This window comes from Pandoraea commovens, assembly GCF_902459615.1.
Lineage (GTDB): Bacteria > Pseudomonadota > Gammaproteobacteria > Burkholderiales > Burkholderiaceae > Pandoraea > Pandoraea commovens.
The window spans coordinates 83705-105553 of record NZ_CABPSA010000012.1 but is presented as its reverse complement, the minus strand read 5'-3'; the positions used below and the strand labels follow the sequence as shown (position 1 = coordinate 105553).

The 21849-nt window shown below is 63.0% G+C and carries 18 protein-coding genes; 17 read left to right on the top strand and 1 reads right to left on the bottom strand.

The annotated features are described in order from the left end of the window. Positions 1 to 126: 126 nt before the first annotated feature. Positions 127 to 1284: a porin gene (locus PCO31010_RS24845; RefSeq protein ID WP_150666606.1), complete on the bottom strand. Its 1158-nt coding sequence runs from the start codon at positions 1282 to 1284 to the stop codon at positions 127 to 129. 318 nt (positions 1285 to 1602) lie between these two features. Here PCO31010_RS24845 and coq7 point away from each other — a divergent pair, with 318 nt between their 5' ends. The 17 genes from coq7 (at position 1603) to lpxC (ending at position 21780) form a co-directional block, all read left to right on the top strand. Continuing rightward, positions 1603 to 2250, top strand: a complete 648-nt coding sequence (gene coq7, locus PCO31010_RS24840) for a 2-polyprenyl-3-methyl-6-methoxy-1,4-benzoquinone monooxygenase (RefSeq protein ID WP_150666605.1) — start codon at positions 1603 to 1605, stop codon at positions 2248 to 2250. 420 nt (positions 2251 to 2670) lie between these two features. Next, positions 2671 to 3099 carry a division/cell wall cluster transcriptional repressor MraZ gene (mraZ, locus tag PCO31010_RS24835; protein ID WP_010806918.1) on the top strand — a complete coding sequence of 143 codons (429 nt, stop codon included), beginning with the start codon at positions 2671 to 2673 and terminating at the stop codon, positions 3097 to 3099. Positions 3100 to 3121: 22 nt separating this feature from the next. Further along, the gene (rsmH, locus tag PCO31010_RS24830) at positions 3122 to 4075 is read left to right on the top strand and encodes a 16S rRNA (cytosine(1402)-N(4))-methyltransferase RsmH (RefSeq protein ID WP_150666604.1); all 954 of its coding nucleotides are present in this window, start codon (positions 3122 to 3124) and stop codon (positions 4073 to 4075) included. Next, a complete protein-coding gene (gene ftsL / locus PCO31010_RS24825) occupies positions 4072 to 4416 on the top strand; it encodes a cell division protein FtsL (RefSeq protein ID WP_150666603.1) in 345 nt (114 codons plus the stop codon). The genes rsmH and ftsL overlap by 4 nt, the downstream gene beginning before the upstream one ends. Next, complete coding sequence (locus PCO31010_RS24820; protein WP_150666602.1) at positions 4413 to 6188, top strand: peptidoglycan D,D-transpeptidase FtsI family protein; 1776 nt, start codon at positions 4413 to 4415, stop codon at positions 6186 to 6188. Before ftsL ends, PCO31010_RS24820 begins: the two co-directional genes overlap by 4 nt. Positions 6189 to 6220: 32 nt before the next feature. Next, positions 6221 to 7759, top strand: coding sequence for a UDP-N-acetylmuramoyl-L-alanyl-D-glutamate--2,6-diaminopimelate ligase (locus tag PCO31010_RS24815; protein ID WP_150666614.1), 1539 nt, complete (start codon positions 6221 to 6223; stop codon positions 7757 to 7759). Beyond that, positions 7756 to 9180 carry a UDP-N-acetylmuramoyl-tripeptide--D-alanyl-D-alanine ligase gene (locus tag PCO31010_RS24810; protein ID WP_246184765.1) on the top strand — a complete coding sequence of 475 codons (1425 nt, stop codon included), beginning with the start codon at positions 7756 to 7758 and terminating at the stop codon, positions 9178 to 9180. The genes PCO31010_RS24815 and PCO31010_RS24810 overlap by 4 nt, the downstream gene beginning before the upstream one ends. A 15-nt stretch (positions 9181 to 9195) precedes the next feature. Continuing rightward, the gene (mraY, locus tag PCO31010_RS24805; RefSeq protein ID WP_150666601.1) at positions 9196 to 10365 is read left to right on the top strand and encodes a phospho-N-acetylmuramoyl-pentapeptide-transferase; all 1170 of its coding nucleotides are present in this window, start codon (positions 9196 to 9198) and stop codon (positions 10363 to 10365) included. A gap of 209 nt (positions 10366 to 10574) precedes the next feature. Continuing rightward, a complete protein-coding gene (gene murD / locus PCO31010_RS24800; protein ID WP_150666600.1) occupies positions 10575 to 12101 on the top strand; it encodes a UDP-N-acetylmuramoyl-L-alanine--D-glutamate ligase in 1527 nt (508 codons plus the stop codon). Continuing rightward, on the top strand, positions 12098 to 13366 hold the full coding sequence (ftsW, locus tag PCO31010_RS24795; RefSeq protein ID WP_150666599.1) for a putative lipid II flippase FtsW: 1269 nt from the start codon (positions 12098 to 12100) through the stop codon (positions 13364 to 13366). The genes murD and ftsW overlap by 4 nt, the downstream gene beginning before the upstream one ends. Next, positions 13363 to 14466: an undecaprenyldiphospho-muramoylpentapeptide beta-N-acetylglucosaminyltransferase gene (gene murG / locus PCO31010_RS24790; RefSeq protein ID WP_150666598.1), complete on the top strand. Its 1104-nt coding sequence runs from the start codon at positions 13363 to 13365 to the stop codon at positions 14464 to 14466. Before ftsW ends, murG begins: the two co-directional genes overlap by 4 nt. Position 14467: 1 nt before the next feature. Then, positions 14468 to 15877, top strand: coding sequence for a UDP-N-acetylmuramate--L-alanine ligase (gene murC / locus PCO31010_RS24785; RefSeq protein WP_150575877.1), 1410 nt, complete (start codon positions 14468 to 14470; stop codon positions 15875 to 15877). Position 15878: 1 nt separating this feature from the next. Beyond that, entirely contained in the window at positions 15879 to 16862 is a 984-nt protein-coding gene (locus PCO31010_RS24780) for a D-alanine--D-alanine ligase (RefSeq protein WP_150666597.1), read from the top strand. Between the two features lie 47 nt (positions 16863 to 16909). Beyond that, positions 16910 to 17743, top strand: coding sequence for a cell division protein FtsQ/DivIB (locus PCO31010_RS24775; protein WP_150666596.1), 834 nt, complete (start codon positions 16910 to 16912; stop codon positions 17741 to 17743). Positions 17744 to 17765: 22 nt separating this feature from the next. After that, positions 17766 to 18998 carry a cell division protein FtsA gene (ftsA, locus tag PCO31010_RS24770; protein ID WP_010806905.1) on the top strand — a complete coding sequence of 411 codons (1233 nt, stop codon included), beginning with the start codon at positions 17766 to 17768 and terminating at the stop codon, positions 18996 to 18998. A gap of 117 nt (positions 18999 to 19115) precedes the next feature. Next, positions 19116 to 20306, top strand: a complete 1191-nt coding sequence (ftsZ, locus tag PCO31010_RS24765; protein ID WP_150666595.1) for a cell division protein FtsZ — start codon at positions 19116 to 19118, stop codon at positions 20304 to 20306. A gap of 559 nt (positions 20307 to 20865) precedes the next feature. Continuing rightward, positions 20866 to 21780 (top strand): UDP-3-O-acyl-N-acetylglucosamine deacetylase, encoded by a 915-nt coding sequence (gene lpxC / locus PCO31010_RS24760; protein WP_150666594.1) that lies wholly within the window; start codon positions 20866 to 20868, stop codon positions 21778 to 21780. Positions 21781 to 21849 lie beyond the last annotated feature (69 nt).

The window sequence follows — 21849 nt, the reverse complement described above, 5'->3', positions numbered from 1 at the left end:
AAGATAGGGCGGTTACGAGGCTTGGGCGATTGCACCGAAGGGCGGATGCTTTGTGCCGCTGACGCATAAAAAAAGGGCACCCGAAGGTGCCCTTTCGCCAAAGCCTAAGTGACAGAAACTGTCAGCTTAGAACTTGTGACGCACGCCAGCCGTAACGGCGAACTGGTTCGTGCTGTTCGAGAAGCCCAGGCCGTTCAACGATGCGCCGCCAGGAGCGTCGTTGTTGGCGTGTTGCCACAGACCAACCAGGTACGTGTCCGTGCGCTTCGACAGGAAGTAGTCGACGCCCAGGTTGACTTGGTGGTACTTCGGCGACACGCTGCTGCCCGTCAGGTTAAGCGTCGACCACGTGTACGTGTACGAAGCGCCCAGTTGCAGTGCCGGGGTCAGCATGTACTTGGCGTTCAGTTCGGCGTTGTCGAACTTCCAGCTGCCGCCACCAACGTATTGGTACACGCTGTGTGCGTAGACCAGACCCAGCGTGGCCGGACCGAAGGCGTACGAACCGCCTGCCGATGCGATCCATGCCTTGTCGCTGGCAACCAGGCCGCCGAGCGTCATCGGGGTCGTTGCATCGCCACCGTTGTTGATCACGCCGGTCGAGTTAGCAGCCGGTGCGCTCAGCATCAAGTAACCAGCACCGAACGACACCGGGCCGTTAGCGTAGCCCAGACCGAACGAGTAAGCACGGTTGTTGGCGAAGCCCGAACCCGTCGAACCGTTGTTAGCCGAGTTCGAGAAGCCATACATACCGCCGGCGCTGAAGCCAGCGTAGTTGATCGTCGTGTACTTGACCGAGTTGTTGACGCGGAACGAGTTGTTCAGGTTGTCGTTGTCGAACGGGTGAGCGCCCGCGAACGTCGCCCATTGGCTACCCGAAGCGTACGGGCCAACGAAGTCAACCACGGAGTCGTACTGACGACCGATGGTGAACGTACCAGCCGTTGCGCTGCTCAGACCAACGTAGGCTTGACGACCGAACATACGGCTGTTCTGGCCCAGCGTGCCCGAACCCAGGTTGAAGCCGTTTTCCAAGACGAAGATCGCCTTCAGGCCGCCACCGAGGTCTTCAGCACCCTTCAGGCCCCAACGCGAACCTTGCAGGTTGCCGTTGGCGAACTGGAAGTTGTGGTTCGTGGTACCCGTGCCAGCCAGGTTGCCACCAGTCTTGCTGACGTACTGCAGGCCAGCGTCGATGATACCGTACAGGGTCACGCTGCTTTGAGCGTGAGCAGCGCCAGCGAATGCGCCGAGCACACCCAGAGCGAGAAGCGACTTTTTCATTGAGTGATCTCCAAAGGATTGTGAGATTTGTTTAACAAGGTCACTAGTGATAACGTCCTTGCTAATCAACTTCGCGAGAAGTTGGACGTAATGTAACAAATTCACTTTAGGCGGCAAAGGAAAAGGCCGGTTTTACGCGGGTTCGCGGCGGGTTTTGTTTCGTTTACGCAACATCGTGGAAACCGGCATCTGGCGGGGATTTCGCGCGTTTGCGCCCGCGCAAGGCGCGCCGGATAAAGGGGCGTATCATTGGCCGCGGGCGTGAAATTATCGTCCTGCGTTCCGCATTGTGAAAGATTTAAGTGAGTTGAAAGTACGATGTTCTCCGACAGTCTGATTTCCGAACTTGACCGTGGTCTGCGTGCCATCGCAGGCGTCACGCAAGCGTCCCGTCCGACTCCCGTCCCAGTCCAATCCGAAAATAGCGACGCCCCCGTAGGCGACGACGCATTGACGTCCCAAGAGCGGCGCCACGTTGCAGGCCTCATGCGCGTGAACCATGTCGGTGAGGTTTGTGCGCAAGCGCTGTATCAGGCACAGAAGCTGGCGACGAAGCGCCCCGAGTTGCGCACGGCGTTCGAGCACGCGGGCAAGGAAGAAGAGGATCACCTCGCATGGACGGCGCACCGTCTCTCGGAGCTCGGCTCGCGTCCCAGTCTGCTTAATCCGCTGTGGTACGCGGGCGCTTTTGCCATCGGCTTCGTCGCCGGGAAGTGCGGCGACGAGGTGAGTCTCGGCTTTATGTCCGAGACCGAGCGTCAGGTCGAGCATCATCTGGACAGCCATCTCGATGACTTGCCTGCGCACGACCTGCGCTCGCGAGCCATCGTCGATCAGATGCGTCTGGACGAGATCGAGCACGGGCAGGCCGCGCGTGACGCCGGTGGCATTGAGCTGCCAGCGCCGGTCCAACGCGTCATGCGCGCAGCGGCAAAGGTCATGACGACGACGGCCTACTATATATAGAGCGTACGCAAGAACTCCCCGAAAGACCCCCTGCCTCCTGCATCGATCCCCTTCGTGTAAGTGCGTGCCGGCCGGTTTTCCACGGTGTCGGCACGGCGTGAGCGCGCACTACGCCGTATCGACAGTACCGACGGGCCTCGCGCGAAGTGATGCTCAAAATATGAGGTTCCACTTTCACTATCGCACTTATGTCTTTAATTTTCCTGACAAAATTCCGTTTTCCAACTTTAGGAAAGTGAGCTAAGTCATTGTTCTGACTACCAAATTCCCTCTGAAAAATGGGCGAAACGCTTGACCGCCCATACACTCTCCTCTAAAGTGGGAAATAGTGTGAGAAAGTGTATTTTTGTGTGGTGTAGAGCACAAAATCTTTCTCTTTCGGCATGACGGGCAGGCAGACGAAACCTCACGGGAGCGCATGTGTTTCAGGGAGCCTCGGCACTTTCACTGGATGCAAAGGGACGGATGTCGATTCCGGCCCGGCACCGTGACGTGCTTCAGGGCGACGCTGAAGGCAAGGTGACGATCACCAAGCACCCGGATGGATGTCTGCTGCTGTTCCCGCGTCCCGAATGGGAGATCTTCCGCGGCAAGATCGCCGCACTGCCGATGGACGCGCACTGGTGGCGACGCATCTTCCTGGGCAACGCAGCCGACGTCGAGATGGATTCGGCGGGCCGTGTCCTGGTGGCGCCCGAATTGCGCGCCGCCGCGGGCATGGACAAGGAAGTCATGCTGCTGGGCATGGGCAGTCATTTCGAACTCTGGGATGCCGCGACGTATGCCGCCAAGGAACAGGCGGCGATGGCGCAGGGCATGCCGGAAGCACTGAAGAACTTCACTTTTTGACAGATCAGGTGGTCCGACGAGCATGGCGCACGCGGTGGAAACGGTAATGCAGCACCGCACGGTCCTGCTAGAGGAGGCCGTGGATGCCTTGCTGTGGCGCGACGATGGCGTCTACGTCGACGGCACGTTCGGCCGCGGCGGGCACAGCCGCAGGCTGCTCGAGCGGCTGGGTGCCCAGGGGAGGCTGATCGCATTCGACAAGGATCCCCAAGCGATCGCGGAGGCGGCAAAGATTGCCGATCCGCGATTTTCGATTGAGCACGAGAGCTTCGCGACGTTGCGCGAGGCGCTAGCCCGGCGCGGTATCGACAAGGTGTCGGGCGTTTTGCTGGACCTGGGCGTGTCGTCGCCGCAAATCGACGACCCGGCGCGCGGATTCAGTTTTCGGGCCGACGGTCCGCTCGATATGCGCATGGATCCCACGCGCGGCGAGTCGGCTGCCGATTGGCTGGCCCGGGCAACGCTGGAAGAAATGACGGAGGTCATCAAGGACTATGGGGAAGAACGGTTTGCTTTTCAGATTGCAAAGGCGCTTGTTGCTCGCCGGGCAGACGCCGACCGCCTCGGGCCTCTCGTCAGTACACGCGAGCTTGCCGCGATCGTGGCGGGCGCCGTCAAAACCCGTGAGAAGGGCAAGGACCCGGCAACACGTACCTTTCAGGCTCTACGGATTCACGTCAATCAAGAGCTTGCGGACTTGCAGATAGCACTGGATGTGGCGGCCGATGTCCTCGAAACGGGAGGCAGACTCGTGGCGATCAGCTTTCATTCACTGGAAGACCGGATCGTGAAGCGCTTCATGCAGGCTCGCTCAAGCGCGCCGGCGGTGGATCGCCGCGTGCCGCTGCGCGCTCACGAAATTCCAGAGCCGCCTTTCAAAGCCCGCCGCAAGATCAAGCCGTCCGCCGCCGAGGTGGAGGCGAACGCTCGTTCGCGCTCGGCGATCATGCGGGTCATGGAGCGGGTGTCGACATGAGCCGGCTCAATATCCTCCTGCTCGCAGTGCTGATCGGCTGCGCCCTTTCCCTGATCAATGCGCAATACCGTGCGCGCGGCACGTTCGTCGAACTGAACCGCGAGCAGGCGCTCGAGCATCAATTGTTGCAGGACTGGGACCGTCTCCAGTATGAGCAGAGCGCGCAGAGCAAGAGCGCCCGTATCGAGAGCGTCGCGCGCAGCGACCTGAAGATGCAGGCTGTCTCGCCCGGCCGCACGCAATATCTGTCCGCACCCGCCGGAAGTACGGGCGCGATGGTGGACGTGCCGGTGCCGACCGCAAGCGCCGCGTCCGCCCCTGCGAGCGGAGGCAAACGATGATTCGCCGCAAGGACGCTAAGGCCAAGACCAAGGATGTGCAGTTCTCTGCCAGCCCGGTCCTGTCCGTGCGTCTGCCGATGTGGCGCTCGAAGATGCTCGTCTTCGTGATCTTCGGCGCGTTCGCGTCGCTGGTCGCGCGTGCCTTCTGGATTCAGGGGCCGGGCAACGCCTTCTATCAACGTCAGGGCGAGAGCCGTTACGAACGCACACTGGAGATGTCCGCCACGCGCGGCAAAGTGTTCGACCGTAACGGACAGGTGCTTGCCACCAGTCTGCCCGTCAAGGCCATCTGGGCGATTCCGGAAGACGTGCCCGATGACGTCTCGACGCAGCAGGTGCGTCAGCTCTCGAAGCTGCTCGAGATGAGCGAGTCGGATCTGCGTCGCAAATTCAATCAGGAAAAGAGCTTCGTCTATGTGAAGCGTCAGGTCCTGCCCGACGTAGCCAAGCAAGTCGCAGACCTCGACATCCCTGGCGTGTATCAGCGCAAGGAGTACAAACGCTTCTATCCGGAAGGCGAGATCGCGGCGCACGTGGTCGGCTTTACGAACGTCGAGGATATCGGTCAGGAAGGCGTCGAACTGTCGATGCAGAAGGATCTGGCGGCAACGCCGGGCAGCCGCCGGGTGATCAAGGACCGTCTGGGACGCGTGGTCGAGGATATCGACATCCTCGCGCAGCCGCGCGACGGGCACGACATTACGCTCTCGATCGATAGCAAGATCCAGTTCCTCGCCTACAGCGAACTCAAGGACGCCATGGAGCGCACCGGCGCGAAAGCCGCCAGCGCTGTGGTGCTCGACGTGCGCACGGGCGAGGTGCTCGCGCTGGCCAACCTGCCGACGTACAACCCCAACAACCGCACGAACCTGACGGGCGCGCAGCTTCGCAACCGCGTCATCACCGACACCTTCGAGCCCGGTTCCATCATGAAGCCGATCACCATCGCCGCTGCGATGGAAAACGGTTATGTGAAGCCGACGTCGACGGTCATGACCACGGGCCGCGCCAACTTCTTCGGCGCGAACATTACCGATACCCACGACTACGGCATGCTCACGGTGGCCGGTGTCATTCAGAAGTCGAGCAACATCGGTACGGCGAAGATCGCGCTGATGATGAAACCGCAGGACATGTGGGACATGTTTACCAGCGTCGGCCTCGGTCAGGCACCGAAGCTCGGCTTCCCGGGGGCTGTGGCGGGACGTCTGCGTCCGGCCAAGAGCTGGCGTCCGATCGAGCAGGCGACGATGGGTTACGGCTACGGGCTGTCGGCCTCGCTGATTCAACTGGCGCGTGCTTACACCGTCTTCGCCCATGACGGCGAGTTGCTGCCGATCTCCATCTATAAGACGGACGGCAGTACCGTGAAGGGAACGCCGGTGATTTCTCCGGCGACTGCACGCGAAGTGCGCAAGATGCTGGAAATGGTGACGTCGCCCGGCGGCACGGCCACGCGCGCTCAGGTGATCGGATATCGCGTGGGCGGCAAGACCGGTACGGCCTACAAGCAATCGGGCAAGGGATACGACAAGAGCAAGTACCGCGCATCGTTCGTCGGCATGGCGCCGATGTCCGAGCCGCGCATCATCGTGGCGGTCACGCTTGATGAGCCGGGTCGCGGTTCTCACTACGGTGGCGTGGCTGCCGGTCCGGCGTTCGCGTCGATTGTGGGCGGGACGTTGCGGGCACTGAACGTGGTGCCGGATTCGCCGGTGACGAAGCTCGTCGTGAGCGACAAGGTGGAGGAGAGCGAGCCATGGGCACCGTGACCCCGACGCCGCAAAATCCCGCCACGTTCGCCATGGTCGCGGATGCCACCGATCGCGCCGCGCTCGCGCAGGCGTGGGACTGGCTGCGCCGCACGGTGGCGGCGGGTGCCACGTTGCATGCGGATAGCCGTCGCGTGATGCCGGGAGATGTGTTCGTCGCCTACGCGGTCAAGGGTGCCGACAGTCGTGGCTTCATTGCCGATGCCGTCGAGCGCGGTGCTGCTGCGGTGCTCTGGCAGAGCGACGATTTCACCTGGCCCGCATCGCTTACGTCGCTCGCCAACGTGCCGCAGTTTGGCGTGGCGCGCCTCGACTGGCTCGCAGGCCCGCTGGCGGCGCTGTGGTACGGCGAGCCGAGCGTCGGCATGACGATGTTCGGCGTGACGGGCACCAACGGCAAGACGTCGTGCAGCCAATGGCTGGCGCAATTGCTCTCGAAGGCGAACGTGCGCAGCGCCGTGATCGGTACGCTGGGCAGCGGCTTCCCCGGTCATCTCACCGTGACGGGCTTCACCACGCCCGACGCCGTCCAGTTGCAACACAGCCTCGAGGATCTGCGCGCGCAAGGCGCTGCGGCGGTCGCGATGGAGGTGTCGTCGCACGGTTTGTATCAGGGACGCGTGAACGGTGTGGCGTTCGACGTGGCGGTGTTCACTAACCTGACGCAGGACCACCTCGACTATCACGGCACGATGGCCGAGTACGAAGCGGCCAAGACGCGCCTGTTCGACTGGCCGGGACTGAAGGCGGCGGTCATCAATCGCGACGATGCGATGGGGCAGCGTTTGCTGACGCGTCTGGCTGGCAAGACACCGGTCTTCGAATACGGCATTCACGGCGCCGCGACGTCGGCACATGGCAATCGCGTGCTGCGTGCGGAAGACATTCGCGCCACGACTGCGGGCACGCGCTTCACACTGCATATCGACGATCAGAGCCAGCAAGTGACGGTACCGCTGATCGGTGAGTTCAACATTAGCAACGCCCTTGCCGTGCTGGGCGCAGCGCTGGCCGCCGGTGTCGCGCAAGATGCCGCCATCGCCGGACTTGCGACGCTCGCGCCGGTGTCTGGCCGCATGGAGCAGATCGGACAACCGGGGCAACCGCTGGTGGTGATCGATTACGCCCATACGCCCGACGCACTCGACAAAACGCTGGCCGCCCTGCGGCCGGTCACGCAAGCACGCGGCGGCAAGCTCGTCTGCGTGTTCGGTTGCGGCGGTGATCGGGATGCGGGCAAGCGTCCGCAGATGGGGGCGGTGGCCGAGCGTCTGGCGGATGCCATCGTGCTCACGAGCGACAACCCGCGCACCGAAGTGCCCGCCGAGATCATGACGCAGATCGCTGCCGGTCTCGCGCAGCCGGACGCCGCGCGTCGCATCGAAGACCGCGCAAGCGCGATTCTTCAGGCCGTGCGCGGCGCGCAGGCCGCAGACGTCGTGCTGATCGCGGGCAAGGGACACGAAAGTACACAGGAAATCATGGGTAAGAAGCGGCCGTTCTCCGATCAGGAACACGCGCGTCTGGCACTCGCTGCGCGTGCGACCACGGTGCGCGGAGGTGGCGAATGACGCCGACGATGCAAAAGTTCATGTGGCAACTGAGCGACGCACAGGCTGCCGTGACGGATTCGCGCGTCACCGGCGCACCGTCGACGGCGTTTGCCCGCATCGTGACGGATAGCCGTTCGGTGCAGCCGGGCGATCTGTTCGTGGCGCTCAAGGGCGAGCGTTTCGATGCACACGATTTTCTGGCCGACGTGGCGCGCGCAGGCGCAGCCGCCGTGGTCGCGACCCACGTGCCGGACGGTTTCGAGACACCTGCGCTGATCGTGCCCGACACGCGCATCGCGCTGGGCGAACTGGCCGCCGCATGGCGTCGCCGCTTCGCGATTCCGGTCGTCGCGGTCACGGGAAGCAACGGCAAGACGACCGTCAAGGAAATGATCTCGGCGATCTTCGCCGAGGCGGCGGGCGCGGACGCACGTCTGGCGACCGCCGGAAACTTCAACAACGACATCGGCCTGCCGCTGACGCTGTTCCGTCTGAAAGACGGCGACAAGCTCGCGGTGCTCGAACTCGGCATGAATCACCCGGGCGAGACCGCGTATCTGGCGAAGATCGCGCAGCCGACGGTGGCCGTCATCAACAACGCGCAACGCGAGCATCAGGAATTCATGGTGAACGTGGCCGCCGTGGCCGAAGAGCATTCGGCTGTGCTGGCGGCGCTGCCCGGCGACGGCGTGGCCGTCTTCCCGGCTGAGAGCGAATTCGCACCGATGTGGCGCGAGGTGGCGGGCAAGCGTCGCGTACTGGACTTCGCGCTGGATGCGCGTGCGGCCGTGTCGGGGCGGTACGACGTAGCAACGCGTGTGTTGCGCGTGGCCTCGCCCGCTGGCGAGTTCTCGCTCACGCTCCCACTGCTGGGCGAGCACAACGCACGCAACGCGCTGGCCGCGATCGCCTGCGCACTGGGTGCGCACGTGGACATTGGTTCGATCGTGCGGGCACTCGAAGCTTTCTCTGCCGTCAAAGGCCGACTTCAGGTGTCCACGCTGTCGAAGGGACCGCTCGCAGGTGTCACGCTGATCGACGACACCTATAATGCGAACCCCGATTCCGTATTGGCCGCAATCGACGTACTTGCGCAGACGCCCGCACCGCGTGTCCTGGTGCTCGGCGACATGGGCGAGGTCGGTGACAACGGTCCCGCATTCCACCGCGAAGTGGGCGAATACGCCGCACAGCGCGGTATCGATCGCCTGCTCGCGATGGGTGAACAGACGCAGGCCAGCGTTGTCGCGTTCGGCGACGGCGGTGAACATTTTTCGGATGTGAACGACGTGGCGCCGCTCGTAGCGACGCTGAACGCCACGTTGAGTGCGCCGGCAACGGTGCTGGTGAAGGGAAGCCGCTTTATGCGGATGGAGCGCGTGCTCGAACAGTTGCGCGCGACGAGTGAAAGCGGGGGCGGCAACGCCCCGGCCAAGTGATAAAGGATTGATGGAATGTTGCTGACGTTGGCGCAATGGCTGCAAGCGGATGCGAGCTATTTGCGCGTGTTCAACTACCTGACGTTTCGGGCCGTGATGGCAAGCCTCACGGCGCTGGTGATCGGGCTCTCGTTCGGGCCGATGGTCATTCGCAAGCTCGCCGAGATGAAGGTGGGTCAGGCCGTGCGTACCGACGGCCCGCAGACGCACCTTGTGAAGTCGGGTACGCCCACGATGGGCGGCGTGCTGATTCTCATCGGCATTACCGTCGCCACGCTGCTCTGGGCGGATCTGAGCAACCGTTTCATCTGGATCGTGCTGCTGGTCACGCTGGGCTTCGGGATCATCGGCTGGATCGACGATTACCGGAAAGTCGTCTTCAAGGACCCGCGCGGCATGTCGTCGCGCGAGAAGTATTTCTGGCAATCGATCATCGGTCTGTTCGCCGCCATTTATCTGGCGTTCTCCGTCTCGGAGACGAGCAACCTGAAGGTCTTCGAGTTGTTTATCAGCTGGGTGCGTAACGGCTTCCCGCTCGATTTGCCGCCGAAAGCAGACTTCATCGTGCCGTTCTTCAAGACGATGAGCTACCCGCTCGGCGTGTTTGGTTTCATCGCGCTGACCTACTTTGTCATCGTCGGCTCGTCCAACGCCGTTAACCTCACGGACGGCCTCGACGGGCTGGTCATCATGCCAGTCGTGCTGGTCGGTGCGGCACTCGGCGTGTTCGCTTACGTGATGGGTAACGTCGTGTACTCGAAGTACCTGCTGTTCCCTCACATACCGGGCGCGGGCGAGTTGCTCGTGTTCTGTTCGGCGATGTCGGGGGCGGGGTTGGCGTTCCTATGGTTCAACACGCATCCGGCGCAGGTGTTCATGGGCGACGTGGGCGCACTGGCACTCGGCGGCGCGCTCGGCACGGTCGCCGTGATCGTGCGACAGGAAGTCGTGCTGTTCGTGATGGGCGGTGTGTTCGTCGCGGAAACGCTGTCGGTGATGTTGCAGGTCACCTGGTTCAAATACACCAAGAAGCGATACGGCGAAGGGCGGCGCATCTTCAAGATGGCGCCGCTGCATCACCACTTCGAATTGTCGGGATGGAAAGAAACGCAGGTGGTGGTCCGTTTCTGGATCATCACGCTGATGCTGGTGCTGATCGGCTTGTCGACGTTGAAGCTGCGCTGACGCTGCTGTCGGCGTGTCTCTACGTAACGAGACGAAACAAGACGAGACGTGGCTGGCAGGAAGTCACAAGATAGCGACTTCGCAAATTTGTGAAGTCGCTTTCGTGCAAGTGGAATTAAAGGTAAGGCCGCTCGCGCCGATAGCAGTAGATCGGTGTCGTTGAAGCGATGCATTCGTAGGTTGTTTGAATCGATAAAGGAAAGAGCGACGTGTTCGGCGAGAAGTTTGGTGAATCCTGGCAACCGCGTGTCCTGATCCTGGGTCTGGGAGAGTCCGGCCTGGCGATGGCGCGTTGGTGCGCGCGTTACGGCTGCCGAGTGCGTGCAGCCGACACGCGCTTTGCGTCGTCGGAGACACCGCCGAACGTGGCGACCCTGCGCATCGACGCGCCGCAAGCCGAATTCGTGGGCGGCGCATTCGCCGGTCAGATCGACGCGTTGCTCGACGACATCGAACTTATCGGCATCAGCCCGGGCCTCTCGCCGCTCGGCGAAGACATGACGGCGCTGCTGGCCGAGGCGGCCGAGCGCGGCGTTCCGGTGTGGGGCGAAATCGAGTTCTTCGCGCAGGCCTTGCGTCACATGCAGTCGACGAGCGGTTACGCGCCGAAGGTGCTCGCGATTACCGGCACGAACGGCAAGACCACGACGACGAGTCTCACCGGGTTGCTGTGCCGCCGCGCAGGCAAGCGTACGGCGGTGGCGGGCAACATCAGCCCGTCGGCGCTCGACCGTCTGAGCGAGTGCATCGCCGACGCCACGCTCCCCGACGTCTGGGTCCTCGAACTCTCCAGCTTCCAGTTGGAGACGACGCATTCGCTCGCCCCCGATGCGGCGGCCGTTCTCAATATCACGCAAGACCATCTGGACTGGCACGGCGATATGGACGCCTACGCCAGGGCCAAAGCACGCATCTTCGGTGAGAACACCGTGCGCGTGCTCAATCGCGACGACGCCCGTGTGATCGCCTTCGCGTCGCCAGAAGCCAACGTGGTGACCTTCGGCACGGGCAAGCCCGACGCCGTGGGCGACTTCGGTCTGGAGATGGAAGGCGGCATGTGGTGGCTGGTCGAGGGTTACACGCGCGACGACGCGCCGCCCGCGCCCAAGCGTCGTAAGGCCGGCACGCCGGAAGCGACCGTCGAGGTGCTGGGCAAACGCCTGATGCCAGCTGACGCGTTGCGCATCCGCGGTCAGCACAACGCGGCGAACGCCCTGGCGGCGCTCGCACTCGCGCGCGCGATCGATCTGCCGCTGGCCAAGCTGCTGCACGGCCTGCGCGAGTATCCGGGCGAGCCGCATCGTGTTCAGCTCGTCGCTACGATCAACGAAGTCGAGTTCTACGACGACAGCAAGGGCACCAACGTCGGCGCGACGGTCGCGGCGATTACGGGGCTCGAAAAGAAGCTGCTCCTGATTCTCGGCGGCGACGGCAAGGGGCAGGACTTCTCGCCGCTGGCCAATCCGGTCGCGCATCACGCGCGCGCGGTTCTGCTGATCGGTCGCGACGCGCCGCTGCTGCGCGAAGCGCTCACGGACACCGGCGTCGATCTGATCGACGCCGCGACGCTGGAAGACGCCACACGCGAAGCCGCCCGTCTGGCGCAGCCCGGCGATGCCGTGCTGCTCTCGCCGGCCTGCGCGAGCTTCGACATGTTCCGCAACTACGAGCATCGCGCAAACGTGTTTCGCGACACCGTGGTTGATCTGGCCGCCGACGCGGGGGTGATGCTATGAACCGTATCAAGTCGTTCTTCAGCAAGAAGCGCCAGGCCGGTTTCGCCGGCGCGGGCACGGCCAACGCGCCGGGTGCTGCGACCACGGCGGCCAACCGCACACTCAGTGGTATCAAGCCGACGCGCTCGCGCATGCTCGAATACGATCACGCGCTCGTGTGGGTGGTGATCTCCCTGCTGTCGCTCGGTCTGATCATGGTCTATTCGGCGTCTGTCGCGTTGCCGGACTCGCCGAAGTACAACGGCTATTCGACGTTCCACTTCCTCGGACGTCACATCGTGTCGCTCACGATCGGGCTGGTCGCGGCGGTCATCACCTTCCGGATTCCGGTCAAGACGATGGACAAGCTCGCGCCGAAGCTCTTCCTGCTGGCGCTGCTGTTGCTGATCATCGTGCTGATCCCGCACGTGGGCAAGGGCGTGAACGGGTCGAAGCGCTGGATTCCGTTTGGCGTGCTGAACCTTCAGCCGTCCGAAATCATGAAGCTCGCCGTCACGCTGTACGCCGCGAACTACACCGTGCGTAAGCAGGAGTTCATGCAGAGCTTCGGTAAGGGCTTCCTGCCGATGGGGATTGCGGTCGTGTTCGTCGGCATGTTGCTGCTGCTCGAGCCGGACATGGGCGCGTTCATGGTGGTCGCGGCCATCGCCATGGGCATTCTGTTCCTCGGCGGCGTGAACGGACGCTTGTTCGGGGGGCTGGCGCTCACGGCGGTCGGCACGTTCGCGATGCTGATCTGGTTGTCGCCGTGGCGTCGCGAGCGGATCTTTGCGTACCTCGATCCGTGGCGCGAAGACTACGCCCTCGGCAAGGCTTATCAGCTGACGCACTCGCTCATCGCGTTCGGACGCGGCGAATGGACCGGCGTGGGACTGGGCGGCAGCATCGAAAAATTGCACTACCTGCCCGAAGCGCACACCGATTTCATTCTCGCGGTGATCGGTGAGGAGTTCGGGTTCGTCGGTGTGCTGGTCGTCATCCTGCTCTTTTACTGGCTGGTGCGCCGCGCGTTCGAAATCGGACGTCAGGCGCTGGCGCTGGAGCGCACGTTCGCCGGGTTGCTCGCCAAGGGCGTGGGCGTGTGGCTGGCTGCGCAGACGTTCATCAACATGGGCGTGAATCTGGGTCTGCTGCCGACCAAGGGGCTGACATTGCCGCTGGTCAGTTACGGCGGCTCGGGCATCTTGCTCAACTGTATCGCCGTGGCGATTTTGTTGCGGGTGGATTACGAAAACCGCGTGCTGATGCGGGGAGGCAAGGTATGACCGAGCGCGCTACCGCGATGCCGGCACCGCAGACGAAGACACGCACGCTGCTGGTCATGGCCGGCGGCACGGGCGGTCACGTCTTCCCGGGGCTCGCGGTCGCCAACTTCCTGCGTGTGCAGGGGTGGCGCGTAGTCTGGCTCGGCAACCCGACCGGCATGGAAGCGACGCTCGTGCCGAAGTACGACATTCCGATGGAGTTCGTGAAGTTCGGTGGGTTGCGCGGTAAAGGCTTGATGACCAAGTTTCTGCTGCCGCTCAATCTGCTGCGCGCGTTCTGGCAGAGCATCGGTGCGATTCGTCGCGCGAAGCCGAACGTCGTGCTTGGCATGGGCGGGTACATCACGTTCCCGGCGGGGATGATGGCGTCGCTGCTGGGGCGTCCGCTGGTGCTGCACGAGCAGAACTCGGTGGCGGGCATGGCGAACAAGGTGCTCGCGCGCGTGGCGGACAAGGTGTTGCTCGCGTTCCCGGACACGATTCCGGGCGGCGAGTGGGTCGGCAACCCGATTCGCGCCGACTTCGACGAGATGGCCGAACCGGCCGAGCGCTACAACGCGCGCACTGGACCGCTGCGCATTCTGGTCGTCGGGGGAAGTCTGGGCGCGACGGTGCTCAACGAGATCGTGCCGAAGGCGCTGGCGAAGCTGCCGCGCGAAGATCGTCCGCAGGTCACGCATCAGGCGGGCGTGAAACATATTCAGACGTTGCAGGCGAATTACGCCGCAGCGGGGGTGACGGTCGAAGCACTGCCGTTCATCGACAACATGGTCGCGGCCTATGCCGAGGCGGATCTGGTGATCTGCCGCGCGGGCGCGATGACGGTGGCCGAAGTGGCGGCGGCGGGCGTGGCGGCACTGTTCGTGCCGTTCCCGCACGCAGTCGACGACCACCAGACAACGAATGCGCGTTTCCTCGCCGACAAGGGCGCGGCAACGCTGATCGATCAGCGCGAGCTGTCGGTCGAGACCCTGGCCGAGTGGCTGCGCCGTCAGACGCGCGAATCGCTGCTCGCGATGGGAGGGAAAGCCAGGGCGCTCGCCAAGCCGGACGCCACCGAACAAGTGGCGCGCGTGTGCGCGGCTCTGGCCAAGGATTGAAATGAAACACATCGTCAAACATATTCACTTCGTCGGCATTGGCGGCTCGGGCATGAGCGGCATTGCCGAGGTGTTGCTTAACCTGGGTTATCAGGTGAGCGGCTCCGATCTCGGCGACAACGCGGTCACGCAGCGTCTCGCCGGTCTTGGCGCGCGCATTGCACGCGGCCATGCTGCCGAACATATCGAAGGGGCCGACGCCATCGTCGTCTCCACCGCCATCACGGCGGACAACCCGGAAGTGCTCGCAGGCCGTGCACGTCAGATTCCGATCGTGCCGCGCGCGCTGATGCTCGCGGAACTCATGCGCCTGAAGCAGGGCGTCGCCATTGCCGGTACGCACGGCAAGACGACCACGACGAGTCTCGTCGCCAGCGTACTTGCGCAGGGTGGACTCGATCCGACGTTCGTGATCGGCGGCCGACTGAACAGCGCCGGTGCGAACGCGAAACTTGGCACGGGCGATTTCATCGTGGTCGAGGCCGACGAATCGGACGCCTCGTTCCTGAATCTGAATCCGGTCATCGAAGTCATCACCAACATCGATGCCGATCACATGGATACGTACGGGCATGACTTCGCCCGTCTGAAGCAGTCCTTCGTCGCCTTCACGCAGCGTCTGCCGTTCTACGGCATCGCCGTGCTGTGCGTCGACGATCCGAACGTGCGCGAGATTCTGCCGTTCGTGTCGAAGCCGATCGTGCGCTATGGCCTGTCGGACGACGCGCAGGTGCGCGCCATCGATGTGCGTGCAGACGGCGGGCAGATGCGTTTCACCGTGCTGCGTAAGTTCGGTGCAGGCGCAGCGCCGCTCGACATCACGCTCAATCTTCCGGGCGAGCACAACGTGCGCAATGCGCTGGCGGCGATTGCGATTGCGACCGAACTCGAAGTGCCGGACGCTGCGATTCAACAGGCACTGGCGGAATTTAACGGCGTGGGCCGACGTTTTCAGCGATATGGCGAAATCGCGCTGCCGAAGTCCAGTGGCACCGGTTCGTTCACGCTGATCGACGATTACGGCCATCACCCGGTCGAAATGGCGGCAACGCTGGCGGCAGCGCGTGGTGCGTTCCCCGGTCGTCGCATCGTGCTGGCGTTCCAGCCGCATCGGTACACGCGCACGCGCGACTGCTTCGAGGACTTCGTGAAAGTGCTCTCGGATGCGGATGCCGTCGTGCTCGGCGAAGTCTATTCGGCCGGTGAGGCGCCCATCGTGGCTGCCGACGGTCGTGCGCTGGCGCGCGCTTTGCGTGTCGCGGGCAAGGTAGAACCGGTTTTCGTGGAAGACGTTGCGCAACTGCCCGACGCCATTCTGCAAGTTGCCCGTGCGGGCGACGTCGTAATCACCATGGGTGCCGGCTCCATCGGCGCGGTGCCCGGCAAGTTGCAAGTTCAGCAAGGAGTTTGACGTGAGTGCTTTCGATCCGAAACGTTTCGGCAAGGTTGGCGTCCTGATGGGCGGGCGCTCGGCCGAGCGTCAGATCTCGCTGATTTCGGGCAATGGTGTACTCGAAGCGCTGCGCTCGCGCGGCGTCGATGCGCATGCGTTCGATACGGGCATGAACGATCTCGCCGCGCTCGCCGCGCAGAAGTTCGACCGCGTGTTCATCGCGCTGCATGGCCGCTATGGAGAAGACGGCACGCTGCAAGGCGCGCTGGAGCATCTGGGCATTCCGTACACCGGCAGTGGCGTGTTGGCTTCCGCGCTGGCGATGGACAAGGAAATGACCAAGCGCATCTGGATCAACGAAGGGCTGCCGACGCCGCGCTTCACGATGCTGAATGCGGATACCGACTTCGATGCCGTCGCGCGCGATCTCGGATTGCCGCTCATCGTCAAGCCGTCGCGCGAAGGCTCGACCATCGGTCTGACGAAGGTCACGGAAGCCTCGCAGCTGAAGGCCGCGTTCGAGAAGGCGGTAGCGCTCGATCCGGACGTGCTCGCCGAAGAGTTCATCGACGGCGACGAGCTGACCGTGCCGGTGCTTGGCGTGGGCACGAAGGGCGCGAATGCCGCCCGCTCGCTGCCGGTCATCCGCATCGTCGCGCCGGACGCGAACTACGACTACCAGAACAAGTACTTCAAGGACGACACGCGCTACGAATGCCCGCCGCCGTTGTCGGTGTCCTTGCAAGAGGAGGTGCAGCGCCTCGTGTTGCGCGCCTACCTCGTGCTCGGCTGCCGTGGCTGGGCCCGTGCCGACGTGATGCTGCGCAAGCGCGATAACAAGCCGTACCTGTTGGAGATCAATACGTCGCCGGGCATGACCGGCCACTCGCTGGTGCCGATTTCGGCGCGCGCGGCGGGCCTGTCGTACGAAGACCTGGTGGTTGAAATTCTGGCAACTGCGACGCTCGATCTGCATCCGAACGCGCAGTGGAAACCTGAGTAAGACATTGAACGCGTTGAAGAACGCCCTGATACGGAAAGCAAATCGCCATGTGGCACAACGTACGCCTGCTCAACGCCATTGCGAGTGTGCTCGTCGCGCTCGTCGTGCTGGCGGCGCTCGCGGCGGGCGGTCATTGGCTGATTCAGCGGCCGGTTTTCACGCTCAAGGCGATTCAGATCGATGGGGACGTGTCCCACATCAACGGGCCGACCTTGCGGGCGAATGCGGTCTCGCGGCTGAAGGGCAACTTCTTCACGATCGATCTGGACGCCACGCGAGCGGCGTTCGAAGCAGTGCCTTGGGTGCGTCATGCGAGCGTGCGGCGTGTCTGGCCGAACCAGCTCGCGGTGACGATCGAGGAGTACAAACCGCTGGCCACGTGGAACGACGGCCGTCTGGTGAGTGTGGATGGCGAGTTGTTCGCAGCCAATCTGGCGGAAGCCGAGGACGACGGGAAGTTGCCGGAGTTCGCGGGGCCGCCGGGCAGCGAGAAGGATGTAACGGCGCGGTACTACGACTTCGTGAAGTGGTTCGCGCCGCTGAATATGAAACCCGAAGCGGTCACGCTGTCGAATCGCTACGCCTGGGGCGTGCGGCTCGCAGGGGGCGTGCAACTGGCGCTGGGACGGGAGCGGACCCCCGAGACCCTCGCCACGCGCAGCCGACGCTTCGTACAGGCGTATCCGCAGGTAGCGGCACGCTGGGGAAATCAGATCGAGTATGCCGATCTGCGGTACCCGAACGGTTTTGCAGTGCGTGCCGCGGGCATGCGTTTCTTGAGCGAAGAACAGGCCAAGAAGCTTGCCGCGACACCCGTGCAAAAGCGGGATTCGCAGAAGCCGGCAGCGAAACCTGCCGCGCCGGTAAAGCGAAGCCAGTGAGACTTCAGGACTTACACACGCTATGAGCAAAGATTACAAGGATCTGTTGGTCGCCCTCGATATCGGCACGTCGAAAGTCGTGGCGGTGGTGGCCGAACTGCGCCCTGAAGGCCGCTATGAAGTCATCGGCCTCGGCCAGAGTGAATCGCGCGGCCTGAAAAAGGGCGTGGTGGTGAACATTGAGGCGACAGTGCAGTCCATTCAGCGTGCGCTCGAAGAAGCGGAGCTGATGGCCGACTGCAAGATCACCAACGTATTCACCGGCATCGCCGGTAGTCACATCCGCAGCTTCAATTCGAGCGGCATGGTGGCGATCAAGGACAAGGAAGTGACGCAGGCCGACGTGGCGCGCGTCATCGAAACGGCCAAGGCGATCAACATCCCGACCGATCAGCAGGTGCTGCATATCCTCACGCAGGAATTCATCATCGACGGTCAGGAAGATGTGCGCGAGCCGATCGGCATGAGCGGCATCCGTCTCGAAGTGAAGGTGCATATCGTGACCGGCGCGGTGTCGGCGGCACAGAACATCGTGAAGTGCGTGCGCCGTTGCGGCCTCGAAGTGAACGACCTGATTCTGCAACCGCTGGCGTCGAGCATCTCGGTGCTCACGGAAGACGAGAAGGAACTCGGTGTGGTGCTGATCGATATCGGCGGCGGCACGACCGATATCGCGATCTTCAGCGAAGGGGCGATCCGTCACACGGCCGTGATTCCGATTGCAGGCGATCAGATCACGAGCGATATCGCGATGGCCGTTCGCACGCCGACGCCGGATGCGGAAGACATCAAGATTCAGCACGGTATCGCCAAGCAGTCGTTGGCCGATCCGGACGAAATGATCGAAGTGCCGGGGCTGGGCGAGCGCGGTCCGCGCACGCTCTCGCGTCAGGCGCTGGCCGCGGTGATCGAGCCGCGTGTCGAAGAGCTGTTCTCGCTCGTGCAGCAAGTGGTGCGCGAGTCGGGATACGAAGAACTGCTGTCCTCGGGCATCGTGCTCACCGGCGGTGCGGCAATGATGCCGGGCATGGTCGAGCTGGGCGAGGACATCTTCCTCAAGCCCGTGCGCATCGGCGTGCCGGAATACGCAGGCGGTCTGGCCGACGTGGTGCGCAGCCCGCGCTACGCCACGGCGATGGGCCTGCTGCTCGAAGGACGTTCCCAACGCATGCGCGGCCGCAAGGTCGCCGTGCAGTCGGGGCAAGCGAACCAGGTGTGGACGCGGATGCGCGACTGGTTCTTCAGCAATTTTTAAGTTGTCTTTTTACAGAGTTTTTGAGGGGTGTGGATTCGGTGTTGAAAACACGCGCGGCTTACCCGAGCGGCACGTGACCCGCAGTACCGGATCTGCTTTTAATTCACTGGAGGCGCTATGAACTTCGAAATGTTGGAAACGGAAACCAACGGCACCATCATCAAGGTGGTGGGTGTTGGTGGCGCTGGCGGCAATGCCGTCCAGCACATGATCAACCGTGGTGTGCAAGGCGTGGAATTCATCGCCATGAACACCGACGCTCAGGCACTGGGCCGTTCGCAGGCCAGCGTAAACATTCAGCTCGGCAAGACCGGTCTGGGTGCTGGCGCGAAGCCGGAAATGGGCCGCTCCGCCGCTGAAGAAGCGCGCGAGCGCGTGGCCGACGCCCTGCGTGGCGCGCACATGGTGTTCATCACCGCTGGTATGGGCGGCGGTACGGGCACGGGCGCAGCACCGGTGGTGGCGCAGATCGCCAAGGAAATGGGCATTCTGACCGTCGGCGTGGTGTCCAAGCCGTTCGAGTTCGAAGGCGGCAAGCGTATGCGTGTGGCCGAGACGGGCGCGCAGGAACTGGAAGACAACGTCGACTCGCTGATCGTCGTGCTCAATGACAAGCTGTTCGAAGTCATGGGCGACGATGCCGAGATGGACAAGTGCTTCCAATGCGCCGACGACGTGCTGCACAACGCCGTGGCCGGCATCGCCGAAATCATCAACGTCGACGGTCTGGTGAACGTCGACTTTGAAGACGTGAAGACGGTGATGGGCGAGCAAGGCAAGGCGATGATGGGTACGGCGACGGTTGCCGGTGTCGATCGTGCGCGTCTGGCCGCCGAGCAAGCCGTGGCAAGCCCGCTGCTCGAAGGCGTGGATCTGTCGGGGGCGCGTGGCGTGCTGGTGAACATCACGGCATCGCGTTCGCTGCGCTTGTCGGAAACGCGTGAGGTGATGAACACCATCAAGAGCTACGCCGCCGAAGACGCGACCGTGATTTTCGGAACCGTCTACGACGACAAGATGGGCGATGCACTGCGCGTGACCGTCGTGGCAACCGGCCTGGGCCGTGCTGTTTCGAAGAAGGTCGCAGCACCGATGACGCTGCTCAAGACCGGTACCGACAACATGCCGATCGCGACCGGCCACGTGCCGAATGTTGGTCAGGCTGCCGGTACGGACTACGGCGCGCTCGATACGCCGGCCGTGTGGCGCAGCACGCGTGAAACCGCCGCTTCGCATGTCGCTGCGCTGCAGGAAAAGGGTGTCGACACGTACGACATCCCGGCCTTCCTGCGCAAGCAAGCCGACTGACAAGGTTGCGCGCGGGCCGGGTGCCAGTGCCTGGCGCCGCCGCACCTTGGGAATCGCGAGACCTACGCAGGTCGTCGTGAGGATTCGCCGTCGCTCCAACTACCATGCCGTGTGGCGTGGGGAAGGCGCGCCCCGGTACGGGTCCGAAGGACGATACCGCAAGGTTGTGATGCGCGAGATGCCTTGTGGTTGCGACGACCAGAGTCGCAAAAGGTATCGACGCGTCACAGATGACGGACGTTACGGGTAAGCGTTCGTGATCCCTGACCCGGTCTCGCGGATCTGTCCCCCCGACCGCTGCGGCTTGCCTCCGTCGCAGTGGCCGGGGTGCCCCGAAAAATTTATGGGCGCGCAGGTCTATGGCCTGACGTCTAAGATGAAAAAGCCGATTTTCGCAAATACGTCATTTCGTCTCGCGATATAGGCGAGGGACAATCCGATGAGGCAACATCCGGAATGTTTGGTAACGAAGCGTTGTGTTTGTGGCACAGCGATGAAGGCGCCGATCTGATATAATTCGATCTATGATCCATAGCGTCTGATAGTTTTAATAAATAGCATGCTTAAGCAGCGCACTCTCAAATCCATCGCCAAGACAGTCGGCATCGGCTTGCACTCCGGTCGCAAGGTCGAGCTGTCACTGCGTCCGGCGCCGCCCGATACGGGCATTGTCTTCTGCCGTACCGATCTGAATCCTCCTGTAGAGATTCCGGCGTCGGCGATGGCGATTGGCGACACGCGTCTTGCGTCGGTGTTGCAGAAGGATGGTGCGCGGGTGTCCACCGTGGAACACCTGATGTCGGCATGCGCAGGGCTGGGCATCGACAATCTGTACGTCGACGTCACCGCCGAAGAAATTCCGATCATGGACGGTAGCGCTGCCACGTTCGTTTTCCTGATCCAGTCGGCGGGCATCGAAGAGCAGGCCGCTGCCAAGAAATTCATCCGCGTGACGAAGCCGGTCGAGATTCGCGAAGGCGACAAGCTTGCCCGTCTCGATCCGTACGACGGCTTCAAACTCAAGTTCACCATCGACTTCCGTCACCCGGCCGTGGATCGCACGGGCCAGGCGCTTGAGGTCGATTTCGCTGAAACGTCCTACGCGAAGGAAATCGCGCGTGCGCGCACGTTCGGTTTCGCGCATGAAGTCGAAATGCTGCGTGAGCTGGGGCTTGCGCGCGGCGGCAGCATGGACAACGCGATTGTGCTCGACGAGTACCGCATCCTGAACAACGACGGGCTGCGCTACGACGACGAGTTCGTGAAGCACAAGATGCTCGACGCGATCGGCGACCTGTATGTGATCGGCCACCCGCTGCTGGCTTCGTACACGGCGTACAAGTCGGGCCACGGTTTGAACAACCAGCTGCTGCGCGAGCTTCTCGCACAGGAAGCGTACGAAATCGTCACGTTCGAGCGCGCAGAAGACGCCCCGCGCGGCTTCCAGTTCGAACCGCAGACACAGTTCGCGTAAGCGACGCAAACCGTCATGCTGCATGACGGGATGTAACAAAAAGAAAGCGCCGGTGATCCGGCGCTTTTT